The organism is Streptomyces sp. AK010 (genome assembly GCF_014207295.1).
GTDB lineage: Bacteria > Actinomycetota > Actinomycetes > Streptomycetales > Streptomycetaceae > Streptomyces > Streptomyces massasporeus.
The window spans coordinates 157,298-177,967 of record NZ_JACHCX010000004.1 but is presented as its reverse complement, the minus strand read 5'-3'; the positions used below and the strand labels follow the sequence as shown (position 1 = coordinate 177,967).

22 protein-coding genes, 1 tRNA gene and 1 pseudogene are annotated in these 20,670 nt (G+C 71.5%); 21 read left to right on the top strand and 3 right to left on the bottom strand.

Features of this window, described 5'->3' with window-relative positions; genetic code table 11:
- Positions 1 to 39: 39 nt before the first annotated feature.
- On the top strand, positions 40 to 486 hold the full coding sequence (locus tag HDC93_RS09590) for an SRPBCC family protein (RefSeq protein WP_185009168.1): 447 nt from the start codon (positions 40 to 42) through the stop codon (positions 484 to 486).
- Positions 487 to 525: 39 nt separating this feature from the next.
- Positions 526 to 597: transfer RNA gene (locus HDC93_RS09585), tRNA-Val, on the top strand.
- A gap of 68 nt (positions 598 to 665) precedes the next feature.
- Here HDC93_RS09585 and HDC93_RS09580 read toward each other — a convergent pair.
- Positions 666 to 1,397 carry a 3'-5' exonuclease gene (locus HDC93_RS09580; RefSeq protein ID WP_185009641.1) on the bottom strand — a complete coding sequence of 244 codons (732 nt, stop codon included), beginning with the start codon at positions 1,395 to 1,397 and terminating at the stop codon, positions 666 to 668.
- A 169-nt stretch (positions 1,398 to 1,566) separates the two neighbouring features.
- Between HDC93_RS09580 and HDC93_RS09575 the strand changes: the two genes are divergently transcribed.
- From HDC93_RS09575 to HDC93_RS09560, 4 genes are all read left to right on the top strand, one after another.
- Positions 1,567 to 2,133: a DUF4365 domain-containing protein gene (locus tag HDC93_RS09575; RefSeq protein ID WP_185009166.1), complete on the top strand. Its 567-nt coding sequence runs from the start codon at positions 1,567 to 1,569 to the stop codon at positions 2,131 to 2,133.
- Complete coding sequence (locus HDC93_RS09570) at positions 2,130 to 3,347, top strand: hypothetical protein (protein ID WP_185009163.1); 1,218 nt, start codon at positions 2,130 to 2,132, stop codon at positions 3,345 to 3,347. Before HDC93_RS09575 ends, HDC93_RS09570 begins: the two co-directional genes overlap by 4 nt.
- Positions 3,348 to 3,514: 167 nt before the next feature.
- Entirely contained in the window at positions 3,515 to 5,491 is a 1,977-nt protein-coding gene (gene thrS, locus HDC93_RS09565) for a threonine--tRNA ligase (protein ID WP_185009161.1), read from the top strand.
- Positions 5,492 to 5,557: 66 nt separating this feature from the next.
- Complete coding sequence (locus tag HDC93_RS09560; RefSeq protein ID WP_185009159.1) at positions 5,558 to 6,115, top strand: HIT domain-containing protein; 558 nt, start codon at positions 5,558 to 5,560, stop codon at positions 6,113 to 6,115.
- Between the two features lie 111 nt (positions 6,116 to 6,226).
- Here the strand turns inward: HDC93_RS09560 and HDC93_RS09555 are convergent, their stop codons facing one another.
- Both HDC93_RS09555 and HDC93_RS09550 read right to left on the bottom strand, forming a co-directional pair.
- A complete protein-coding gene (locus HDC93_RS09555) occupies positions 6,227 to 7,894 on the bottom strand; it encodes a hypothetical protein (RefSeq protein WP_185009157.1) in 1,668 nt (555 codons plus the stop codon).
- Positions 7,895 to 8,065: 171 nt separating this feature from the next.
- A complete protein-coding gene (locus HDC93_RS09550) occupies positions 8,066 to 10,264 on the bottom strand; it encodes an elongation factor G-like protein EF-G2 (protein WP_185009155.1) in 2,199 nt (732 codons plus the stop codon).
- 218 nt (positions 10,265 to 10,482) lie between these two features.
- Here HDC93_RS09550 and pgsA point away from each other — a divergent pair, with 218 nt between their 5' ends.
- The 15 genes and pseudogenes from pgsA (at position 10,483) to yajC (ending at position 20,527) form a co-directional block, all read left to right on the top strand.
- Positions 10,483 to 11,247: a phosphatidylinositol phosphate synthase gene (gene pgsA / locus HDC93_RS09545; protein WP_221516498.1), complete on the top strand. Its 765-nt coding sequence runs from the start codon at positions 10,483 to 10,485 to the stop codon at positions 11,245 to 11,247.
- Positions 11,244 to 12,152, top strand: a complete 909-nt coding sequence (locus tag HDC93_RS09540; protein ID WP_185009153.1) for a phosphatidylinositol mannoside acyltransferase — start codon at positions 11,244 to 11,246, stop codon at positions 12,150 to 12,152. Before pgsA ends, HDC93_RS09540 begins: the two co-directional genes overlap by 4 nt.
- On the top strand, positions 12,149 to 13,312 hold the full coding sequence (locus HDC93_RS09535; RefSeq protein ID WP_185009151.1) for a glycosyltransferase family 4 protein: 1,164 nt from the start codon (positions 12,149 to 12,151) through the stop codon (positions 13,310 to 13,312). Before HDC93_RS09540 ends, HDC93_RS09535 begins: the two co-directional genes overlap by 4 nt.
- Before the next feature lie 77 nt (positions 13,313 to 13,389).
- Positions 13,390 to 13,671 (top strand): hypothetical protein, encoded by a 282-nt coding sequence (locus HDC93_RS09530; protein WP_398984406.1) that lies wholly within the window; start codon positions 13,390 to 13,392, stop codon positions 13,669 to 13,671.
- An 88-nt stretch (positions 13,672 to 13,759) separates the two neighbouring features.
- Positions 13,760 to 13,993, top strand: a complete 234-nt coding sequence (locus HDC93_RS09525) for a lasso peptide biosynthesis PqqD family chaperone (RefSeq protein ID WP_229828957.1) — start codon at positions 13,760 to 13,762, stop codon at positions 13,991 to 13,993.
- A 2-nt stretch (positions 13,994 to 13,995) separates the two neighbouring features.
- Positions 13,996 to 14,208 (top strand): annotated as a pseudogene (locus HDC93_RS39275) (hypothetical protein); the annotation flags it as partial.
- A gap of 55 nt (positions 14,209 to 14,263) precedes the next feature.
- Positions 14,264 to 14,419: a hypothetical protein gene (locus HDC93_RS39270; RefSeq protein ID WP_311774533.1), complete on the top strand. Its 156-nt coding sequence runs from the start codon at positions 14,264 to 14,266 to the stop codon at positions 14,417 to 14,419.
- 56 nt (positions 14,420 to 14,475) lie between these two features.
- Positions 14,476 to 15,018: a hypothetical protein gene (locus HDC93_RS09515; protein ID WP_185009149.1), complete on the top strand. Its 543-nt coding sequence runs from the start codon at positions 14,476 to 14,478 to the stop codon at positions 15,016 to 15,018.
- 136 nt (positions 15,019 to 15,154) lie between these two features.
- Positions 15,155 to 16,060: a pyridoxal 5'-phosphate synthase lyase subunit PdxS gene (pdxS, locus tag HDC93_RS09510; protein ID WP_030843057.1), complete on the top strand. Its 906-nt coding sequence runs from the start codon at positions 15,155 to 15,157 to the stop codon at positions 16,058 to 16,060.
- Between the two features lie 13 nt (positions 16,061 to 16,073).
- On the top strand, positions 16,074 to 16,682 hold the full coding sequence (gene pdxT, locus HDC93_RS09505) for a pyridoxal 5'-phosphate synthase glutaminase subunit PdxT (protein ID WP_185009147.1): 609 nt from the start codon (positions 16,074 to 16,076) through the stop codon (positions 16,680 to 16,682).
- A 48-nt stretch (positions 16,683 to 16,730) separates the two neighbouring features.
- A complete protein-coding gene (locus tag HDC93_RS09500; RefSeq protein ID WP_097215555.1) occupies positions 16,731 to 17,483 on the top strand; it encodes a YebC/PmpR family DNA-binding transcriptional regulator in 753 nt (250 codons plus the stop codon).
- A gap of 109 nt (positions 17,484 to 17,592) precedes the next feature.
- Positions 17,593 to 18,132 carry a crossover junction endodeoxyribonuclease RuvC gene (ruvC, locus tag HDC93_RS09495; RefSeq protein ID WP_185009145.1) on the top strand — a complete coding sequence of 180 codons (540 nt, stop codon included), beginning with the start codon at positions 17,593 to 17,595 and terminating at the stop codon, positions 18,130 to 18,132.
- Positions 18,129 to 18,734: a Holliday junction branch migration protein RuvA gene (gene ruvA, locus HDC93_RS09490; protein WP_185009143.1), complete on the top strand. Its 606-nt coding sequence runs from the start codon at positions 18,129 to 18,131 to the stop codon at positions 18,732 to 18,734. Before ruvC ends, ruvA begins: the two co-directional genes overlap by 4 nt.
- Positions 18,735 to 18,779: 45 nt before the next feature.
- Positions 18,780 to 19,850, top strand: a complete 1,071-nt coding sequence (gene ruvB / locus HDC93_RS09485) for a Holliday junction branch migration DNA helicase RuvB (RefSeq protein ID WP_185009141.1) — start codon at positions 18,780 to 18,782, stop codon at positions 19,848 to 19,850.
- Between the two features lie 185 nt (positions 19,851 to 20,035).
- On the top strand, positions 20,036 to 20,527 hold the full coding sequence (yajC, locus tag HDC93_RS09480; protein ID WP_185009139.1) for a preprotein translocase subunit YajC: 492 nt from the start codon (positions 20,036 to 20,038) through the stop codon (positions 20,525 to 20,527).
- Positions 20,528 to 20,670 lie beyond the last annotated feature (143 nt).

Below are 20,670 nucleotides of genomic sequence, written 5' to 3'. Positions count from 1 at the left end.
TCAGACAGTCCGCCCCCCCCGCGTGGGCAGACTGCCGGGATGGACTGGAACCATTACCGCTTCCGCAGCCTGTGGCCCCTGCCCGCACCCCCCGCCACCGTCTACGACGTGCTGGCACGCCCCGAGGACTACCCGAGCTGGTGGCGCCAGGTCCGGGAGGTGACCCGGCTCGACGACACCACCGGCGTGATCCGCATCCGCTCCGTCCTGCCGTACGACATGACCTTCACCGCGCGCGAGGTACGGCGCGACCGCGCCGCCGGTGTGCTGGAGACCGCACTGTCCGGGGACATCGAGGGCTGGGCACGCTGGACGGTCACGCCGCACGGGACGGGCAGTCTCGCGCGGTACGACCAGGTCGTCAGCGTGACCAAGCCGCTGCTGCGGAGGCTCGCCGTACCGGGACGGCCCGTCTTCCGCGCCAACCACGCGCTGATGATGCGGTCCGGGCGGCGCGGACTCCGCAGGCACCTCGAAGCGGTTTGAAGGAAGCGTGCCCGGACCTGTATGGTTCAGTGCGTTCCCGGGCGATTAGCTCAGTGGGAGAGCGCTTCGTTCACACCGAAGAGGTCACTGGTTCGAACCCAGTATCGCCCACCGGAAACAGCCGGTCCGTCACAGACGGACCGGTTTTTTCATGCCCCCGCGGGCCCCGCACCGGCTGCTCAGGCAGCCGCCGCCGGCAGATCCGGACGCAGCGGCCACGCCGGGTCGACCGCCTCGTCCACCCCGCTGCGCGCGAACCACGCCTGCAGGCCCCGCGCCTGGGCCGCGTGCCACACCGCCTGCAGGGTGTGCAGCTCACCCGGGGCGAGACGCTCCAGCCGGGACGCGAACCGGCGGCCCACCGCCCGCGTGACCTCCAGCGCCGCCACGGCGTCGGCCGCCGCGTCGTGCGCGCCCTCCAGCGCGACGCCGTAGTGCGCACAGAGGTCCGTCAGGGTGCGACGGCCCTTGCGGTAGCGGTCCAGATGCTTGTCCAGGACCCGCGGGTCCAGCACGGACAACGGCGCCGACTCGAACCAGCGCCCGAGCGCCGAGGCGCGATGACGGCGCAACTCCCGGTCCAGCAGGGTCAGATCGAACGGCGCGTTCATCACCACGACCGGGCGCCCGGCGTGCGCCTGCTCGGCCAGCGCCTGCGCTATCTCGTGCATCACCGGCGCCGGCCACCGGCCGTTGCACTGCAGGTGCTCCTCCGTCAGTCCGTGCACCGCGGTCGCCTCGGCGGGCACCGGCACCCCCGGGTTCACCAGCCAACGGCTCACCCGCGGCCGGACACCCGGCGCATCCTGGACGACCACCGCGGCCGACACGATCCGGTCGGTCTCGACGTCGACGCCCGTCGTCTCCGTGTCGAAGGCGGCCAGCGGCCCCTCGTACCAGCACGTCGTCATAGCCACACAACCCCTCGTTCACCTTCGGCAGTTGACGCACCGTCCGCTGCCCGATCCGGTGATACCCGGGCTGTTTGCGCCGTACGCCGGAAGGAGACAACAGGAGTACGGGTTGTTGCAGTTCAGCGGCCCGCAACGGGGAATCACTTGTTCTGGAAGGCTGTTGGCCATGGCCATTGCGCAGCCCGAACGGGGCGGGCTGCTGCCCGAGCGCACGGCTCCCTCTCGCGGCACTCTCGCCACCACCGCCTGCATGGAGACACTGCAGGTCGGCTATCTGCACGCCGTCGCGGCGGCCGCCGGCTGCTCGCTGTCCCAGCCCTTTCCCGACAACGGCATCGACTGGCACGTCAGCCACAGCGCCCCCGGGCACACGGTCGACGACGAGGTCACCATCAAGGTGCAGCTCAAGGCCACCTACCAGGTGCCGCCCAGCCCGCCGGGCCGCAGCTTCTCCTTCACCCTCGACAACCACCACCTGGCGAAGCTCGCCCGCACCCCCGTGTCCGTGCACAAGATCCTGGTGGTGATGCTGGTGCCGCGCTCCCAGGACGACTGGCTGCGCGCCGGCCACGACCGGCTCGACCTCAGGCACTGCTGCTACTGGACCAACCTCGCCGGACAGCCGATCACCGGCCGCCACCGCACCACCGTGCGGATACCGACCTCGCGCATCTTCGACGACCGGGCCCTCTGCGAGATCATGACGCGGGTCGGGACGGGAGGGAAACCGTGACGCACCGCCCGACCGAGGAGCCACTGAGGCAGGTCCGGCCGCACCCCGTCGACACCACCCGCAGCGGCGCTCCGCCCGAGCCCGTCGACGTCGACCCGGCCGTCCTGAGCGCCCTGCTGCGCCGGCACGGCTGGCAGCGGCGCGGCGGCGCCCCCGGACGCTACGGCCGCTGGACCCCGCCCGGCCCCGGCGGCAGCGGCACGAGTCTCCTGGTGCCGGAGAGCCGCGCTTTCCCCGACAGCGACGACCTGCTCGGCGAGGCCCTGCTCGCCCTGTCCCGCAGCGGCTCGCCCTCCGCGCGCGAGGTCCTCGTCTCCCTCGCCGTGCCCAGCGACGAGATCCGCTGGTGGCACGACGTCCCCGCCGGACCCGCCGGCGCGGCCTCCTGGACCGTCGAGGACCGTTTGCGCGGGGCCGCCCGCCGGATGCTGCTCGCCGCGGCCCTCGCCACCCGCGCCCGGGCCGGCTACCACGGCGCCCGCCACCGCCGCTCCGCCGCCGCGGCCCTGGAGAACGTCCTGGTCGGCTCCGCCGCCGACGGCCGGCTCACGGCCTTCGTCCCGGTCGCCGGCGGCCGCCCCCTCTCCGTCCGCCTCCACCAGGCCCTCTTCGCCGCCCGGGAGGCCATCGACTACCAGCGGGCCACCGGCGGCATGGACGCCTTCGACGCCGCCGTCGAGGCAGGGGTGAGCCACGAGCTCACCGAGGCCCTCGTCGCCCTCGTCCGGGGCACGGAGGGCGCCCGGATCGCCGTCGAGTGGGCCCCCGCGGCCGGTGTGCCCGAGGGCTGTGCGCCCTCCGCCGAGCCCGTCGGGTTCTCGCCCGGCGACCTGGCCGTGCTGCGCGAGGCGGGCGCCCGCTACCTGCGCGAGGAACCCGCCATCCCGGTGCGGATCACGGGAGCGGTCGTACGGCTGCGCAGGTCCGGGCCGCGCGGCGACGGCACGGTGCGGCTGCGCGTGCTGGCCGGGGCCGACGTGCCGAACGTCCGGATCACCCTCGACGAGGAGGCCTACCGGATCGCCGGGCACGCCCACCTGGTCGGACTCCCGGTACGGGTGCAGGGGAGGCTGGAGAGCAGGGGCGGATTCCGCCGCCTCACCGGGGCCGCCGGGGTCGTCCCCGTCCAGGTCGACGACGCCGAACGGGACCGGCTGATGAAGGAGCTCCACGAGAACCTCGACTTCTTCGAGGAGGCCTGCGGAGGGGACTGAACGGCCTGGGGGAGGGGATCGCAGCAGCGTGGGGGAGTGCACTGCGGCCGCCTCCGGAGGTGACCGCGGGGACTGATTTCGCGTAGGGCGGTCCCGGGTCGGTACGATCCCTACTCGTGCGCGCGCTCGGGTATGGCGCCGCAGCCCCCTTCAGTCAGGAGAGACCGGTGTCAGACGTCCGTGTGATCATCCAGCGCGATTCCGAGCGGGAAGAACGCGTGGTGACGACGGGCACTACGGCCGCCGAGCTCTTCGCCGGCGAGCGCTCGATCATCGCCGCGCGCGTGGCAGGCGAGCTCAGGGACCTGTCGTACACCCTGTCCGAGGGCGACGAGGTCGAGGGCGTCGAGATCTCCTCCGAGGACGGCCTGAACATCCTGCGCCACTCCACCGCGCACGTCATGGCGCAGGCCGTGCAGGAGCTCTTCCCCGAGGCCAAGCTCGGCATCGGCCCGCCCGTCAAGGACGGCTTCTACTACGACTTCGACGTCGAGAAGCCCTTCCACCCCGATGACCTCAAGGCCATCGAGAAGAAGATGCAGGAGATCCAGAAGCGCGGCCAGCGCTTCTCCCGCCGTGTCGTCACCGACGACGAGGCCCGCGAGGAACTGGCCGACGAGCCGTACAAGCTGGAGCTGATCGGCCTCAAGGGCTCCGCCTCGCACGACGACGGCGCGGACGTCGAGGTCGGCGCCGGCGAGCTGACGATCTACGACAACCTGGACGCCAAGACCGGTGACCTGTGCTGGAAGGACCTCTGCCGCGGTCCCCACCTGCCCACCACCCGGAACATCCCGGCGTTCAAGCTGATGCGCAACGCGGCCGCCTACTGGCGCGGCAGCGAGAAGAACCCCATGCTCCAGCGCATCTACGGCACCGCCTGGCCCACCAAGGACGAGCTCAAGGCGCACCTGGAGTTCCTCGCCGAGGCCGAGAAGCGCGACCACCGCAAGCTCGGCAGCGAGCTCGACCTGTTCTCCGTCCCGGAGCAGATCGGCTCCGGCCTCGCCGTCTTCCACCCCAAGGGCGGCATCATCCGCCGGGTCATGGAGGACTACTCGCGGCGCCGCCACGAGGAAGAGGGCTACGAGTTCGTCTACACCCCGCACGCCACCAAGGGGAAGCTCTTCGAGACCTCGGGTCACCTGGACTGGTACGCCGACGGCATGTACCCGCCCATGCAGCTCGACGAGGGCGTGGACTACTACCTCAAGCCCATGAACTGCCCGATGCACAACCTGATCTTCGACGCGCGCGGGCGTTCCTACCGTGAACTGCCGCTGCGCCTCTTCGAGTTCGGGACCGTGTACCGGTACGAGAAGTCCGGCGTCGTGCACGGCCTGACCCGCGCCCGCGGCTTCACCCAGGACGACGCGCACATCTACTGCACCCGTGAGCAGATGTCGGAGGAGCTCGACAAGACGCTCACCTTCGTCCTCGGCCTGCTGCGCGACTACGGCCTGACCGACTTCTACCTGGAGCTGTCCACCAAGGACCCGGAGAAGTTCGTCGGCTCGGACGAGGCCTGGGAAGAGGCGACGGAGACGCTGCGCCAGGTCGCCGAGAAGCAGGGCCTGCCCCTCGTCCCCGACCCGGGCGGTGCCGCCTTCTACGGCCCGAAGATCTCCGTCCAGACCAAGGACGCCATCGGCCGCACCTGGCAGATGTCGACGATCCAGCTCGACTTCAACCTGCCGGAGCGCTTCGACCTGGAGTACACCTCCGCGGACGGGTCCAAGCAGCGCCCCGTCATGATCCACCGCGCGCTGTTCGGCTCCATCGAGCGCTTCTTCGCGGTCCTCCTGGAGCACTACGCGGGTGCCTTCCCGGCGTGGCTGGCCCCAGTCCAGGCGGTCGGCATCCCGATCGGCGACGCGCACGTGGAGTACCTGGAGAAGTTCGCCGCCGCGGCCAAGAAGAAGGGTCTGCGCGTCGAGGTCGACTCCTCCTCCGACCGCATGCAGAAGAAGATCCGCAACGCCCAGAAGCAGAAGGTGCCCTTCATGGTCATCGCGGGCGACGAGGACATGTCCCACGAGTCCGTGTCCTTCCGCTACCGCGACGGCTCGCAGGAGAACGGCATCCCCTTCGACGAGGCCATCGCGAAGATCCTGAAGGTCGTCGAGGAGCGCGCCCAGGTCTGATCACACGGTGCGAAGGCCCCCGGGGTGATCCCGGGGGCCTTCGCCGTACCCCCAGCTCGACGCCATATGCTGCACAGCATGACGAGTGAGCCGGAGCAGCAGCTGGGAGTAGGGACGCAGGACGCGTTCCAGCGACTGTGGACGCCCCATCGGATGGCCTACATCCAGGGCGAGAACAAGCCGACCGGCCCGGGCGCCGGCGACGGCTGCCCCTTCTGCTCGATCCCGGCCAAGTCCGACGAGGACGGGCTCGTCGTCCGGCGCGGCGAACAGGTCTACGCGGTGCTCAACCTCTACCCGTACAACGGCGGGCACCTGATGACCGTGCCCTACCGGCACGTCGCCGACTACACCGACCTCACGGCGGGGGAGACCGCCGAGCTCGGCGAACTCACCAAGCGGGCCATGACGGCCCTGCGCACGGCCTCCGGCGCACACGGCTTCAACATCGGCATGAACCAGGGCACGGTCGCCGGCGCGGGCATCGCCGCACACCTGCACCAGCACATCGTGCCGCGCTGGGGCGGGGACACGAACTTCATGCCGGTGGTGGGGCACACGCGGGTGCTGCCGCAGCTGCTGGCGGACACGCGGAAGATGCTGGCGGAGGCCTGGCCGTCATGAACCGCGGGCATGCGTGCCGCCCGGGGCGGCACGGATGGGCGCGGCGGCACCCCGCAGCGCCGGGCTGCGCACCCACCCGCGCCCCGGCAACAACGCCGGGCACCTCACCGACTAGGCATCGTAAACGTCGGCCTTCTTCGGCGAAGCCTCCTGCACAGCCCCACTGAGCGCAGCCGAACGGGACCCGAACTTCTCCACATCGACCCCGTTCTCCCGCAGCACCTTCAGCGCCGCCGTGTGCACCACGCGCAGCACCGGCGTGGCCGCCCGCAGCGCGTCGTCGGCCATGAACCGGTGCCGCCACGGCTGGTCGGCCCACGCGTGCCGCAGTCCGAACGGCTCGGGCAGCGTCAGACTGCCGCCGAGCCAGTTCAGCAGCGGCGGGTACCAGGTCAGCGGGGCACGCGCGGCCAGCCGGACCACTTCGTCGGCGTCGATCAGCGGCAGCTTCACGGTACGGGTCTCCCAGAACCGGAGAGCCTTCTGCACCGCCTTCTCCTTGGCCGCCGGCTTCTCGTTGAACAGGGGGTTGACCGGCCCCAGCGCGTGTCCTGTGACCTCGATGCGCAGGGTGTCGTGCAGCACGGTCACCGTGATCAGCATCGTGATCACCAGGTGGCCGTCCCACAGGGTCCACTGCACGCCCAGGTAGTGCCGGTCGCCGCTGCCGAACTGCTGCTTGTTGCAGATCTCCTGGACGGCGTGCGTCCGGACCGTGTACGCGTCGACGTCCGTGCCGCTCGGCCGGGACACCTCTGTCGCCTTCTCACCGATCGGCGTGACCACCCAGTGGGTGATCGACGGCTTGGGGAAACCGCCGGTGTTGATCGACGTGCGCTCCAGCATGCCGAGACCGCCCTGGATCGCCACGATGACGTCCCAGCTGCGGAACGGGTGGAACTCCTTGCCCGGCTCGGCGGAGACCAGCTCCTCGGCCAGCTGCCAGCTGCCCCACCGCGTGCCCATGCCGAGTATGCCCTTGGGGCCCGCGTAGAAGACCGAGTTGGATCGCTGCTCGGCGGCGAGACGGGCCAGCTCCTTGCGGACCTGCTCGGCCGCGTCACCGGGGTTGCCGGGCACGGCCTCGGGGATCTTGGCACCGACACCACCGCCCGACAGCAGACTCGACCAGCGCTCCCGCAGGTCGCGCGCCGTCCGCTCGCAGATCTGCTTGGCCCAGAACCAGCCGACCACCGGCATGATCACCGCCGCGCGTCCGTACAGGGCCCAGAAGCCCGTGAACGGCATGCGGATCAGGAACAGCACGGCCAGCGCGCCCACCGCGACCAGCAGCGTCGTGGCGAGGGCGCCGGCCCGCTTGTCCTCGCGCTTGGCCATGGTGGTGCGCAGCGTGAACACCAGCAGCCACACGAGGAAGCCGGGCAGGAAGAGCACCCCGCAGATCACCGTGATCGCCGCGAGCCAGTTGTCGCGGTCGCGGCGGATGCGGTGGGCCGCCAGGCAGTGTTCCACGACGACCTGCGGTTCGATGCCGAAGGACTGGATGACCGGCTTGCGCCCGGCACCCAGCATCCGGTCGATCACCGCGCGGGAGAACGCCTCGCCGAACCTGGGGCGGAAGATCTTCGCCCAGGAGCGCGGGGGAGTCACCTTCGACTGGTGCCACTCGTTGTCGGCGGCCAGGATCTTGGTGACCTCGTCGTCCCGGTACGCCGCCGCGGCCAGCGCATAGGTCGCCGCCGTCTGGCCGCTCGCACCCGCCAGGGGCACCTGGGCTCCCGGGCTGAAGTCGAATCCGTCCGTCACTGCCGCCCCCATCGCTGCCGCATCCGCATCTGCGGCCTTCCCGACTTCCGCGCTCCGCACACCTGTTGATCAGGTCATCAGCGTATCCGTCCGCACCGTCGGACGGGGGCGGGCCGCCCGTCAAGCCGCCCGCCCCCGCGGAGGGGAGCTCCCACAAGGGCACTTGGTGGCGCCCGGCGCCAACTACGAGGCCTTGCGCTCCTCTTCACGCACCCGGTCCGCGACCTGCTGCGGCATCGGTTCGTGCCGCGCGTACCGGCGGCTGAACCCCGCCGTGCCGTGCGCCATCGACCGCAGATCGATGGCGTACCGGCCGATCTCGATCTCCGGCACCTCGGCCCGGATCAGGGTGCGCCCGCCCGGGGTCTGCTCGGTGCCGAGCACCCGGCCGCGCCGCCCCGACAGGTCGCTCATCACGGCGCCCACGAAGTCGTCGCCGACCAGCACCGACACCTCGGCCACGGGCTCCAGCAGATGGATCCTCGCGTCGGCCGCGGCCTCCCGCAGCGCGAGCGCCCCGGCCGTCTGGAAGGCGGCGTCGGAGGAGTCCACCGAGTGTGCCTTGCCGTCCAGAAGGGTCACCCGTACGTCGATGAGCGGGTACCCGGCCGCGACCCCCTTGGCCGCCTGGGCCCGTACGCCCTTCTCCACCGAAGGGATGAACTGCCGGGGCACCGCTCCGCCCACGACCTTGTCGACGAACTCGATGCCGGACCCGCCGGGCAGCGGCTCGACCTCGATCTCGCAGATCGCGAACTGCCCGTGCCCGCCGGACTGTTTGACGTGCCGGCCGCGGCCGGCCGACTTGGTCGCGAACGTCTCGCGCAGGGACACCCGGTGGGGGACGACGTCGACCTGGACGCCGTACCTGCTGCGCAGTCGCTCCAGGGCCACGTCGGCGTGCGCCTCGCCCAGACACCACAGGACCACCTGGTGGGTGTCCTGGTTCTGCTCCAGCCGCATCGTCGGGTCCTCGGCCACCAGCCGGGCCAGGCCCTGGGACAGCTTGTCCTCGTCCGGTTTGCTGTGCGCCTGGATGGCCAGCGGCAGCAGCGGGTCGGGCATCCGCCACGGCTCCATGAGCAGCGGGTCGTCCTTGGCGGACAGGGTGTCGCCGGTCTCGGCGCGGCCCAGCTTCGCCACGCACGCCAGGTCGCCCGCGATGACGTGCGACACCGGGCGCTGCTGCTTGCCGAACGGCGTGGACAGGGCGCCGATCCGCTCGTCGACGTCGTGGTCCTCGTGTCCGCGATCGGCCAGCCCGTGCCCGGAGACGTGGACCGTCTGGTCGGCGCGCAGGGTGCCGGAGAACAGGCGGATCAGCGACAGCCGGCCCACGTAGGGGTCCGAGGAGGTCTTCACGACCTCCGCGACCAGCGGGGCGTCCGGGTCGCACGGCTTGAGCTCGCGCGGCTTGCCGTCGATGGTCGTGACCCGCACCGTCTCGTGCTCCAGCGGCGTCGGGAAGCCCCGTGTGATGAGCTCCAGCAGCTCCAGGGTGCCGAGCCCCTGGCCGCCGCCCTCACCCGCGGGGGCGGCGGCCAGGACGGGGAAGAAGACCCCGCGTGCGACGGCCCGTTCCAGGTCCTCGATGAGCGTCTTGACGTCGACGGGCTCCCCGCCGAGGTAGCGGTCCATGAGGGTCTCGTCCTCGCTCTCGGCGATGATCCCCTCGATGAGCCGGTTGCGGGCCTCCTCGATCAGCGGCAGCTGGTCCTCGCCCGGCTCGGACTCCTTGCGCTCGCCGGTGGAGTAGTCGAACAGCTTCTGCGACAGCAGCCCGATCAGCCCGGTCACGGGCGCGTGCCCGTCGGGCGCCTGGGGGCCGTGCAGCGGCAGGTAGAGCGGCAGGACCGCGTCGGGGTCGTCCGCGCCGAAGGCCTCGGCGCAGGTGCGGGTCATCTCCTCGAAGCCGGCGCGCGCCGACTCCAGGTGCGTGACCACGATGGCCCGGGGCATGCCCACGGCCGCGCACTCCTCCCACACCGTGCGGGTCGAGCCGTCCACCCCGTCCGAGGCCGAGACGACGAAGAGGGCCGCGTCCGCCGCGCGCAGACCGGCCCTGAGTTCACCGACGAAGTCGGCGTATCCGGGGGTGTCGAGGAGATTGACCTTGATGCCGTCCCATTCGACGGGCACCAGGGAGAGCTGAACCGAGCGCTGCTGCCGGTGCTCGATGTCGTCGTAGTCGGAGACGGTGCTGCCGTCCTCCACGCGGCCCGCCCGGTTCACCGCCCCCGCCGTGAGCGCGAGGGCTTCGACCAACGTGGTCTTTCCCGATCCGGAGTGGCCGACCAGCACCACATTCCGTACGGACTGAGGGTGGTCGGCCGCTTGTGCCCTGCCGGCGGCCCCAGGGTGTGTCTGTGCCTTGTCGCCCATGATCCTGCCTCCCGTGCACGGTGAGGTCACTGTGGGCGCGGACACGCGGAATCCGCGTGCGGTGCGGCTCCGGCGACGCCCGCGGTCATTCGACCTTCCCACTCCCGTCACGGTGCGTCCATACGAACGACGCGATCCCACGGCCCACCAGCGGCCCGCGGGTTCCCCCGAAAGGGGTCAGGGTGCCCGCACCTCGCCCACGCGCGCGCGTGACTACGATGGGCCAGCCGGTGGCCAGCAGGGGCCAGACGGCGACACCGACCCTCGGGAAGGCCATGCTGAACAAGTACGCGCGTGCATTCTTCACGCGTGTCCTCACACCGTTCGCCGCGTTTCTCATCCGCCGGGGCGTCAGCCCCGACACGGTCACCCTCCTGGGCACCGCCGGTGTGGTAGCGGGCGCGCTGGTCTTCTACCCCATGGGCGAGTTCTTCTGGGGCACGGTCGTGATCACGCTGTTCGTGTTCTCCGACCTCGTCGACGGCAACATGGCCCGTCAGCTCGGCCGCTCCAGCCGCTGGGGCGCCTTCCTGGACTCCACGCTCGACCGGGTCGCCGACGGCGCGATCTTCGGCGGCTTCATCCTCTGGTACGCCGGCGGGGGCGACGACCTCGTCCTGTGCGCCGTCTCGATCTTCTGCCTGGCCAGCGGCCAGGTGGTGTCGTACACCAAGGCCCGGGGCGAGTCCATCGGCCTGCCGGTCGCGGTCAACGGGCTCGTCGAGCGGGCCGAGCGCCTGGTGATCTCGCTGGTGGCGGCCGGTCTCGCGGGCCTGCACACGTTCGGCGTGCCCGGCATCCAGTACCTGCTGCCCGTCGCCCTGTGGATCGTCGCCGTGGGCAGCCTCGTCACGCTCATCCAGCGGGTCGTCACGGTCCGTAGGGAGTCCGCGGAGGCCGAGGCCGCAGAGGCCACGCCGGCCGGGCAGGACAATGGGGACGAGCAGCAGAACGCCTCTCACGGGAGCGAGGCGGCCACGTGAGCGCACAGGACCGGCTGACGGACGCGCTGTACGGCCTGGGCTGGAGCGCCGTCAAGAAGCTCCCCGAGCCGGTCGCCGCACGGCTCGGCCGGACCATCGCCGACCTGGCCTGGAAGCAGCGCGGCAAGGGCGTCCAGCGCCTGGAGAGCAACTACGCGCGCGTGGTGCCCGGCGCGAGCCCCGAGCGCCTCGCCGAGCTGTCCCGCGCGGGCATGCGCTCCTACCTGCGCTACTGGATGGAGTCGTTCCGCCTCCCGGCCTGGACCAAGGAGGAGATCCGGGACGGCCTCGCCATCAAGGACCTGCACCGCCTCACCGAGGGCATGGCCGCCGGCAAGGGCGTCGTACTCGCCCTGCCGCACCTCGCCAACTGGGACCTGGCCGGCGCCTGGGTCACCACGAAGCTCGGCATCCCCTTCACCACGGTTGCCGAGCGGCTGAAGCCCGAGACGCTCTACGACCGGTTCGTCGCCTACCGCGAGGGCCTCGGCATGGAGGTCCTGCCGCACAGCGGCGGCACCGCCTTCGGCACCCTGGCCCGGCGGCTGCGCGACGGCGGCCTGGTCTGCCTGGTCGCCGACCGCGACCTGTCCGCGTCGGGCGTCGAGGTGGACTTCTTCGGCGACACGGCCCGGATGCCGGCCGGACCGGCCCTGCTCGCCCAGCAGACCGGCGCCCTGCTGCTGCCGGTGACCCTCTGGTACGACGACTCGCCCCTGATGCGGGGCCGCGTCCACCCGCCCGTCGCGGTCCCCGAGTCGGGCACGCGCGCCGAGAAGACGTCCGTCATGACACAGGCGCTGGCCGACGCCTTCGCCACCGGGATCGCCGACCATCCGGAGGACTGGCACATGCTGCAGCGCCTGTGGCTCGCCGACCTCGATCCAGCGAAGGGATCCACGTGAGGATCGGCATCGTCTGCCCGTACTCCTGGGACGTACCGGGTGGCGTCCAGTTCCACATCCGTGACCTCGCCGAGTACTTCCTCCGCCTCGGCCACGAGGTGTCCGTCCTGGCCCCCGCCGACGACGACACCCCGCTGCCGCCGTACGTCGTCTCGGCGGGGCGCGCGGTGCCGGTGCCCTACAACGGGTCGGTGGCCCGGCTGAACTTCGGCTTCCTGAGCGCCGCCCGGGTGCGCCGCTGGCTGCACGACGGCGCGTTCGACGTGATCCACATCCACGAGCCGACCTCCCCGTCGCTGGGCCTGCTGACCTGCTGGGCCGCCCAGGGGCCGATCGTGGCGACGTTCCACACGTCCAACCCGCGCTCCCGCGCGATGATCGCCGCCTACTCGATCCTCCAGGCCGCGCTGGAGAAGATCAGCGCCCGGATCGCGGTGAGCGAGTACGCCCGCCGCACGCTGGTGGAGCACCTCGGCGGCGACGCGGTCGTGATCCCCAACGGCGTCGACGTCGACTTCTTCGCCGAGGCCGAGCCCAAGGCCGAGTGGCAGGGCGACACGATCGGCTTCATCGGGCGTATCGACGAGCCCCGCAAGGGACTCCCGGTGCTGATGAAGGCCCTGCCGAAGATCCTCGCCGCGCGTCCGCAGACTCGGCTGCTGGTCGCCGGGCGCGGTGACGAGGTGGAGGCCGTCCAGTCCCTGCCGGTCGAACTGCGCGCCCGCGTCGAGTTCCTCGGCATGGTCAGCGACGAGGACAAGGCCCGCTTCCTGCGCAGCGTCGACCTGTACGTCGCGCCCAACACCGGCGGCGAGAGCTTCGGCATCATCCTCGTCGAGGCCATGTCCGCGGGAGCCCCCGTCCTCGCCTCCGACCTGGACGCGTTCGCCCAGGTCCTGGACCGGGGAGCGGCCGGCGAACTGTTCCCCAACGAGGACGCCGACGCCCTCGCCGAAGCGGCCGTAAGGCTCCTGGCGGACCCGGAGCGGCTGGCGGAGCTGCGCGAGCGGGGCAGCGCCCATGTGCGGCGCTTCGACTGGTCGACCGTCGGCGCCGACATCCTGTCCGTCTACGAGACGGTGACGGCCGGGGCGGCGGCGGTGGCCGAGGACGAGCGGACGACCGGGCTGTGGGGGCGGCTGGGGTTCGCCCGCGACTGACGGGCGGGCAGCCCGGTCCTCTCAGGCCACCTCAAAAGGGCAGGTCCGGCGTGCTGTGCCACGGTGCCGAATGATCGATGGCGCAGATCACCCGTGATCTTTCCGTGTCGCTCGTCCCGTGGCGCTACAAGCCCCTGCCGGCAGACGCGATGCGCGGCATCGTCCCGCAGCCCGTGCCGGGCCGCTCCACCAAGGGCGAGTTCAGCGACGAGGCCAACAGCGTGCTGCGCCGCACCCTGCCCGCGATGCTGGAGATGCTCGACGACTCGGCCCTGGCCGCCCGAGGCCCGATCGACCCCGCGGAACTGCGCACCCGACTGCTCGCACCCCAGCCGGACAACCACGCGGATCGCCCTTGAACCTTTGATCGGCTGCGAGATCTGGCTGCGCGCCGCCACCCGCCCCACCCCTGCCGGAGGTTCGACGCCCGTGCGCCTGCACCCTGACGTGAGCACCACCGACACCGACGACGGCACGGTCCTGCTCAACGAACGCACCGGCCGATACTGGCAGTTGAACAACACCGGCGCCCACGTGCTGCGCGAACTGCTCGACGGGCACCAGCCCGCCGCCATCGCCACCGCACTCGCGAGCCGGTACGGGATCGACTCCCAGCAGGCCGAACGCGACGTGAGCGCCGTGATCGAGCGACTGCGAGGCTCGGAACTGGTGATCTCGTGAGCATGCCGGTCGTGCTGGCCGAACGGCGCCGTCTCCCTGTGCACCGCCGGGTCCTGCCCCTGCTGGCCGTGGGCGTCGCCCGGTTGCCGGCCAAGGTCAGACCCGCCCGGCTGCGCACCGTCCTGGAGTTCGCCCGCCGGGGCGCCGCACCCGCGACGGCCGCGCAGGCGCTCCGAGCCCGCGAGGAGGTCGTGTCCGTCAGCCTGCGCTGCGCCGGGCAGGGCTGCCTCCAGCGCTCCATTCTCACCGCCCTGCTCTGCCGCATGCGCGGTGCTGGCCCACCTGGTGCACCGGGGTGCGCACCCCCCCTTCGCCGCCCACGCCTGGGTCGAGGCGGAGCGGCAACTCGTCGGCGAGGGCCACCCCAAGGGGCACTTCAAGACACTGATCTCCATCCCTCCCCTGGCGGAGGACCGCAACCGCTGATCACGGGCGGGGCGGGGCGAACGGCGGGGACCCTCGTGCCGCTAGCCTTGCCGCCCGTGACCACCACTCTCATCTGGATCGCCGTCGCCCTGGTCGCGATCGGGCTCTACCTGAGCTGGACCGCCGGCCGGCTCGACCGCCTCCACGCCCGGATCGACGCCGCCCGCGCGGCCCTGGACGCCCAGCTGCTGCGGCGCGCCTCGGTGGCGCAGGAGCTCGCCACGTCCGGGGTCCTCGACCCGGCCGCCTCGATCGTGCTGTACGAGGCCGCGCACGCCGCCCGGCAGGCCGAGGAGGAGCAGCGGGAGGTGGCCGAGAGCGAACTGAGCCAGGCGCTGCGGGCCGTCTTCGGGGAGGCCCCGCAGGTGGAGGCGGTGCGGGAGGCGCCCGGGGGAGAGGAGGCGGCCCGGGAACTCACCGAGGCGGTCCGCAGGGTGCCGATGGCCCGCCGCTTCCACAACGACGCCGTACGCGCGGCCCGGGCCCTGCGCCGGCACCGCAAGGTGCGCTGGTTCCGCCTGGCCGGTCATGCGCCCTTCCCGATGGCCTTCGAAATGGACGACGAGCCGCCGGCGGCCCTGGTGGACCGGGCCGCCTGAGCCCCGTTCACCTGTCGTTTCCCGGCCGTCCGTCGCAAAAGGATCCACAGCGTTCCCATTGGCCCTTGCTGTGGCCTGGTTCTCTCACGTTTCCTCAGTGCTGCAGAAACCCTCTTTCCCATCAGCGAGGTCACCCGTGTCCATCTCCGAAAACCAGGCTCCCGAGACCGGCACCGCCCGAGTGAAGCGCGGCATGGCCGAGCAGCTCAAGGGCGGCGTGATCATGGACGTCGTCACGCCGGAGCAGGCCAAGATCGCCGAGGACGCGGGCGCCGTCGCCGTCATGGCCCTGGAGCGGGTCCCCGCCGACATCCGCAAGGACGGCGGCGTCGCCCGCATGTCCGACCCGGACATGATCGAGGGCATCATCGACGCCGTCTCGATCCCGGTCATGGCCAAGTCCCGCATCGGCCACTTCGTCGAGGCCCAGGTCCTGCAGTCCCTCGGCGTCGACTACATCGACGAGTCCGAGGTCCTCACCCCGGCCGACGAGGTCAACCACAGCGACAAGTTCGCCTTCACCACCCCCTTCGTCTGCGGCGCCACCAACCTGGGCGAGGCCCTGCGCCGCATCGCCGAGGGCGCGGCCATGATCCGCTCCAAGGGTGAGGCCGGCACCGGCAATGTCGTCGAGGCCGTCCGCCACCTGCGCCAGATCAAGAACGAGATCGCCCGCCTGCGCGGCTACGACAACAACGAGCTGTACGCCGCCGCCAAGGAGCTGCGTGCCCCGTACGAGCTGGTCAAGGAAGTCTCCGAGCTCGGCAAGCTCCCCGTCGTGCTGTTCTCCGCCGGCGGCGTGGCCACCCCGGCCGACGCGGCCCTGATGCGCCAGCTCGGCGCCGAGGGCGTCTTCGTCGGCTCCGGCATCTTCAAGTCCGGCGACCCGGCCAAGCGCGCGGCCGCCATCGTGAAGGCCACCACCTTCTACGACGACCCGAAGATCATCGCGGACGCCTCCCGCAACCTGGGCGAGGCCATGGTCGGCATCAACTGCGACACCCTCCCCGAGGCCGAGCGCTACGCCAACCGCGGCTGGTAAGGCACAGGAATCCATGAGCGACACCCCCGTCATAGGCGTCCTGGCCCTCCAGGGCGACGTACGGGAGCACCTCGTCGCCCTGGCCGCGGCCGATGCCGTGGCCAGGCCGGTGCGGCGCCCCGAAGAACTCGCCGAGGTCGACGGCCTCGTCATCCCCGGCGGCGAGTCCACCACCATCTCCAAGCTGGCCGTCCTGTTCGGCCTGATGGAGCCCCTCCGCGCGCGCGTGCGGGACGGCATGCCCGTCTACGGCACCTGCGCCGGCATGATCATGCTCGCCGACAAGATCCTCGACCCGCGCTCGGGCCAGGAGACCCTCGGCGGCATCGACATGATCGTGCGCCGCAACGCCTTCGGCCGGCAGAACGAGTCCTTCGAGGCGGCCGTCGCCATCCAGGGCATCGAGGGCGACCCGGTGGAGGGCGTCTTCATCCGCGCCCCCTGGGTGGAGTCGGTCGGAGCCCGGGCCGAGGTGCTCGCGGAGCACGACGGCCACATCGTCGCGGTCCGCCAGGGCACCGCGCTGGCCACGTCGTTCCACCCGGAACTGACCGGCGACCACCGCGTCCACGCCCTGTTCGTCGACATGGTGCGGGCGAACCGGACAGCCGGATCCTTGTAGGATTCCTGCGTTCGTTGCTGAGATGGGTTACGCGAAGGAGACAGGCAGATGTCCGGCCACTCTAAATGGGCTACGACGAAGCACAAGAAGGCCGTGATCGACGCCAAGCGCGGCAAGCTCTTCGCGAAGCTGATCAAGAACATCGAGGTGGCTGCCCGGATGGGCGGCGTCGACATCGAGGGCAACCCCACCCTCTACGACGCCATCCAGAAGGCGAAGAAGCAGTCGGTCCCGAACAAGAACATCGACTCCGCGGTCAAGCGCGGCGGCGGCCTCGAGGCCGGTGGCGCCGACTACGAGACGATCATGTACGAGGGCTACGGCCCCAACGGTGTCGCGGTGCTCATCGAGTGCCTCACCGACAACCGCAACCGCGCCGCCTCCGAGGTCCGCGTCGCCATGACCCGCAACGGCGGCTCCATGGCCGACCCGGGCTCGGTATCGTACCTGTTCAACCGCAAGGGCGTCGTGATCGTCCCCAAGGGCGAGCTGTCCGAGGACGACGTGCTGGCCGCCGTGCTCGACGCGGGCGCCGAAGAGGTCAACGACCTCGGTGAGAGCTTCGAGGTCCTCAGCGAGGCCACCGACCTGGTCGCGGTCCGCACCGCCCTGCAGGACGCCGGCATCGACTACGACTCCGCCGACGCCAACTTCGTCCCGACCATGCAGGTCGAGCTGGACGAGGAGGGCGCGAAGAAGATCTTCAAACTGATCGACGCGCTGGAGGACAGCGACGACGTGCAGAACGTCTTCGCCAACTTCGACGTGAGCGACGAGGTCATGGAGAAGGTCGACGCGTAATTCCGGACTCCACCGAGTCAACGGGCCGACGGGACACACCCCGTCGGCCCGTCGCGTTGTCGGTGGCACCCGATAGCCTGCACAAACAGGTGAGCGAAAGGGAGGGCGTGTGCGCGTACTGGGGGTGGACCCGGGACTGACCCGGTGCGGTGTCGGCGTCGTCGAGGGCGTCGCCGGGCGGCCGCTCACGATGATCGGCGTCGGCGTCGTCCGCACGCCCGCCGACGCCGACCTCGCCCACCGCCTCATCGCCGTCGAGCAGGGCATCGAGCAGTGGCTCGACGAGCACCGGCCCGAGTTCGTCGCGGTCGAGCGCGTCTTCAGCCAGCACAACGTCCGTACGGTGATGGCCACGGCCCAGGCCAGCGCCGTGGCCATGCTCTGTGCCGCCCGCCGTGGCATCCCCGTCGCGCTGCACACCCCGAGCGAGGTCAAGGCCGCCGTCACCGGCAGCGGCCGGGCCGACAAGGCCCAGGTGGGCGCCATGGTCACCCGCCTGCTGCGGCTCAGCGCCCCGCCCAAGCCCGCCGACGCGGCCGACGCCCTCGCCCTCGCCATCTGCCACATCTGGCGCGCCCCCGCGCAGAACCGACTCCAGCAGGCCGTCGCCCTGCACACCGCCAAAGCACCGAAAGGCCGGACGGCATGATCGCCTTCGTCAGCGGCACAGTGGCCGCACTCGCTCCGGACGCCGCCGTCGTCGAGGTCGGCGGCGTCGGCATGGCCGTCCAGTGCACGCCGAACACGCTGTCCACGCTCCGCATGGGCCAGCCGGCCAAGCTGCACACCTCCCTCGTCGTCCGCGAGGACTCCCTCACCCTGTACGGCTTCGCGGACGACGACGAACGGCAGGTCTTCGAGCTGCTCCAGACGGCCAGCGGCGTCGGCCCCCGGCTGGCCCAGGCCATGCTCGCCGTGCACAGCCCGGACGCCCTGCGCCGGGCCGTCGCGACCGCGGACGAGAAGGCCCTCACCGCCGTCCCCGGCATCGGCAAGAAGGGCGCGCAGAAACTGCTCCTGGAGCTGAAGGACCGCCTCGGCGCCCCGGTCGGTGCACCCGCCGTCGGCGCACCGGTCAGCAGCGGCTGGCGTGACCAGCTGCACGCCGCCCTGATCGGCCTCGGGTACGCGACCCGGGAGGCCGACGAGGCCGTGACCGCCGTGACCCCGCAGGCCGAGGCCGCCGAGGGCACACCCCAGGTGGGCCAGCTACTGAAGGCGGCCCTGCAGACGCTGAACCGCGCCCGCTAGTCCGAGCCGTCCGCACCCCCGTACCGAGATTCCGAGGCACACTCCATGAACTGGGACGACACCACCGACGCCGACGCCGCCGAGCGGCTGGTGGGCTCCGTCGCCGACCGTGAGGACCAGGCCGTCGAGGCCGCCCTGCGCCCCAAGGACCTGGACGAGTTCATCGGCCAGGAGAAGGTCCGCGAGCAGCTCGACCTCGTGCTGCGCGCCGCACGCGCGCGTGGGGCCACCGCCGACCACGTGCTGCTCTCCGGCGCCCCCGGCCTCGGCAAGACCACCCTGTCGATGATCATCGCGGCCGAGATGGGCGCCCCCATCCGCATCACCTCGGGCCCCGCCATCCAGCACGCCGGCGACCTCGCCGCCATCCTCTCCTCCCTCCAGGAGGGCGAGGTCCTCTTCCTCGACGAGATCCACCGCATGTCCCGGCCCGCCGAGGAGATGCTGTACATGGCGATGGAGGACTTCCGCGTCGACGTCATCGTCGGCAAGGGCCCGGGCGCCACGGCCATCCCGCTGGAGCTGCCCCCCTTCACCCTGGTCGGCGCCACCACCCGGGCCGGCCTGCTGCCGCCCCCGCTGCGCGACCGCTTCGGCTTCACCGCGCACATGGAGTTCTACGAACCGGCCGAACTGGAGCGGGTCATCCACCGCTCGGCGAACCTCCTCGAAGTCGAGATCGAGCCGGAGGGCGCCGCCGAGATCGCCGGGCGCTCCCGCGGCACGCCCCGCATCGCCAACCGCCTGCTGCGCCGCGTCCGCGACTACGCGCAGGTCAAGGCCGACGGCCTGATCACCAGGGACATCGCCGCGGCGGCCCTCGCCGTGTACGAGGTGGACGCGCGCGGCCTCGACCGCCTCGACCGGGGAGTGCTGGAAGCCCTGCTCAAGCTGTTCGGCGGCGGTCCGGTCGGCCTCTCCACGCTCGCTGTCGCGGTGGGGGAGGAACGTGAGACCGTGGAGGAGGTCGCCGAGCCCTTCCTCGTCAGGGAGGGCCTGCTGGCCCGGACCCCCCGCGGCCGGGTCGCCACACCCGCCGCATGGGCGCATCTCGGCCTCACCCCGCCACGCTCCCAGAGCGCCGGAAACGGACAAGGGGACCTGTTCGGGGCGTGAGGCCTCCGTCACGCCTGCGAGGCGGCGAGGTCAGTGGCCGCAAGGGGAACCCCGGTGCCATGCTGAGCGTTGTTCCATGCGCGCGGACTCGCTTAGACTCCGCCGATGCCGCCTTTGTCGGCGGCGTACATACCCCCAACCAGCTGGCCGCTCACAGCGCGGTCGTGTGAAGGAAGTACCGACCCGTGAGTCTCCTGACCCTCCTCCCGTTCATCGTGCTCATCGGGGCCATGTTCCTGATGACCCGGTCGGCCAAGAAGAAGCAGCAGCAGGCCGCCGACATGCGGAACCAGATGCAGCCCGGCAGCGGTGTCCGCACCATCGGGGGCATGTACGCCACGGTCAAGGAAGTGAACGAGGACACCGTCCTCGTCGACGCCGGCCCCGGCGTCGATCTCCTCTTCGCCAAGAACGCCATCGGCGCCGTCCTCACCGACGACGAGTACAACCGCATCGTTCACGGCATCGAGCACGACCTGAAGTCCGACGCCGACATCGTCCCGGACGACGCCTCCTCCCTCACCGCGACCGACGAGTCCGCCGCCGACGCCCCCGGTGACGACAAGGCCGTCGACCTCGGCAAGAAGGACGCGGCCGACGAGCCGGCCGACGAGGCCGCCGAGGCGAAGACGGACGCAGAGCCGAAGAAGACCGACGGCGACTCCGAGGCGAAGTAGTCATGTCCCGGGGTGGGCGGGGCCCGCCCCCCCCCCCCCCGCCCCCCCCCCCCCGCCCCCGGCCCCCCCCCCCCCCCCCGGCCCCCCCCCCCCCCCCCCGGGCGCGGGGGGCCCCGCGGGGGGTCCCGAAAGTGGGCACCCCA